The organism is Leptospira soteropolitanensis (assembly GCF_026151655.1).
Classification (GTDB): domain Bacteria; phylum Spirochaetota; class Leptospiria; order Leptospirales; family Leptospiraceae; genus Leptospira_A; species Leptospira_A soteropolitanensis.
Map to the genome: position 1 here is coordinate 1 of NZ_JAMQPN010000040.1, position 2,302 is coordinate 2,302.

Genomic DNA, 2,302 nt, shown 5'->3' on the forward strand with positions numbered 1-2,302 from the left:
TTTCTCCGAAGAAATCTACATAGTCTTATCTGGAGGATTTGAATATAATCCAGAAAATAATAATTTGAAATTCTTTGATTATATTAATAGCAGAGAATCTGAAGGACCAATTATAAACATAAAAGATTGTGATTATATTTGTTTTGATGTTAATCCTACCATATTATTGGCTAAAATAAACCAAATAAATTCAGAAAAAAAATTAAAAACACTTACAAAGAATAAAATTTTAATTAGGGATCTCAGATGTAAAGCATCTAACGACGCATAACAGCGCGGAAACGCTGCGCTTCGGCACTTACGGCCTCGCTTGGCCTGCGGCACATTTCCCTTCTGGCACTCGCTTGCATACGCAAGCTACGTGGCCAGTCCCTAACGTCCCGTCCGGGACTCAGGGTCGGGAAACGTCGTCTCCGCTAGTTCGTTATACGCAAGTTGCTAAATTTTTCATTTTAAAAAATATGAATAATATTTACTTAATTAGTGGATTAGGCGCTGATGAGAGAGTTTTCAAGAACTTAAAATTTTACTCTAATAAGCCAAAAGTGATTCATTGGATTAAAAATAAGAAAAATGAAAATCTTAAAGAGTATTGCTTAAGATTATCCGATCAAATTAGGAATAAAAAAAAACTTATTCTTATCGGTGTCTCTTTTGGTGGAATTGTCGCAATCGAATTATCAAAAATATTAAAAACAGAAAAAGTAGTGATTATTTCAAGTATTAAGCTAGCATCCGAAAAACCTATCATGTACAATCTTGCGAAAAAATTGCGAATTTTAAATTTCATTCCATCAAAGATTTTTAATTTACATTCTTTCATAATAGATTTTCTATTCGATGTAAATTCAAGTGAAGAACAGAAATTGATTAGAGAATTCATTAAAAACAACGAGCCAGAATTTATCAAATGGTCTCTAAATGAAATTCTAAAATGGGGAAATAAAGAAATACCTTCAAATTTAATTCATATCCATGGTGAAAAAGACAAACTGTTCCCACTCAAAAAAATTCATAATCCTATTCCAATAAAGGATGGTGGGCATTTCATGATTTTAAATAAACATGATGAAATTTCATCAATTTTGAATAAATATAATATTATTTAGAAATCGCAACCTGCGTATAACAGCGCCTTAACGCTTCGCTTCGGGACAAGCCCTCGCTCGGGCTAAAGCCACATAGGCTTCTGGCACTCCCCTTGCTTACGCAAGTGTCGTTCCAGTCCCTAACGTCCCGTTGGGACTCAGGGTCAGCCTACGTCGTTAAGGCTATTTCGTTATGTGCAATAAGCATAAAAATTATGAAAATATTTAATTGGAAACTTTTCTATACATGGGAATTATTCTTTTCCAAATTCTTATTAAATAGAATCAAAAATATATACAATTTAATTAATGAATACAAGAGTACAATAAACTATGTCGACTCTGCCGGCCCAATAATCGACTACCTTAAGCAGCATGAAAGGATTGAATCTTATAATGAAGAGTTTTGTCTATCATTCAGAGGATACTTTAAATTTTTAACAGCCTATCATGCTTGCAATACTGCTGACTTACAAAGCTATTATAAAAATGGTCTAAAATGTTTATCTATCAAAGAAATGAATGACCGATTTATCAATGAATTTGGAAGTGGAAAGTTTCCGGAACTAAGCATTGACCACCTCAAAGATATAACAGAAAAAATTGATACACAAGGAAGAGAAGGTAAATTATATGTTGCTTTGGATGACAGAGAAATTATCGAGTACTGCGGTCATTATCTAATCCGCGGTAGTGAATATTTATTTTCTTTAATACAAAATTTAAAATATCCGATCGATAAGTATAAAACCTATTTGCAATCTAAAAGTAAACCAACAATATTCCGATTACATTTACCATTAAATTTAGTTAAAGATCATGAATTGTGGGAACTATTTGATGATCTATTAAATCAATGGATTTACAGAAAAGCTCACAATTCTCCTGGGAATAAAACTCTAAATTTCTCTTTAGAATTACATGAAGACTTAAACTCGAAATATATCATTTCCCATTTCCACCCAAAATATATTCGCGATCCACACAATGGAAGAAGAATTTTGAATACAACGAACGGAAAATATATACAAGATAAATTGTCAAAATAGAAAACTATGCTTACTGCACATAACAGCGGCTTACTGCTTCGCTTCGGGACAGGCCCTCGCTTGGCCTACGGCAAATTGTCCTCCTGTCACTCGTTTGCATCCGCAAACTGCGTGCCAGTCCCTAACGTCCCGTTCGGGACTCAGGGTCGGACAACTTCAGTAAGC

General features: G+C 33.7%; 3 protein-coding genes. All 3 read left to right on the plus strand.

Going from position 1 to position 2,302, the window contains the following annotated elements; genetic code table 11:
- Positions 1-271: hypothetical protein (locus ND811_RS19090; RefSeq protein ID WP_265365555.1), on the plus strand; the 271-nt coding region annotated here is incomplete at its 5' end.
- 190 nt (positions 272-461) lie between these two features.
- Complete coding sequence (locus ND811_RS19095) at positions 462-1,109, plus strand: alpha/beta hydrolase (RefSeq protein WP_265353573.1); 648 nt, start codon at positions 462-464, stop codon at positions 1,107-1,109.
- Between the two features lie 194 nt (positions 1,110-1,303).
- A complete protein-coding gene (locus tag ND811_RS19100) occupies positions 1,304-2,137 on the plus strand; it encodes a hypothetical protein (protein ID WP_265353574.1) in 834 nt (277 codons plus the stop codon).
- The last annotated feature ends 165 nt before the right edge of the window (positions 2,138-2,302 follow it).

Excerpts from the sequence above, each read along its gene's own strand:
- ND811_RS19095 (WP_265353573.1), top strand. The coding sequence starts at position 462 with ATGAATAATATTTACTTAATTAGTGGATTAGGCGCTGATGAGAGAGTT.
- ND811_RS19100 (WP_265353574.1), top strand. The coding sequence starts at position 1,304 with ATGAAAATATTTAATTGGAAACTTTTCTATACATGGGAATTATTCTTT.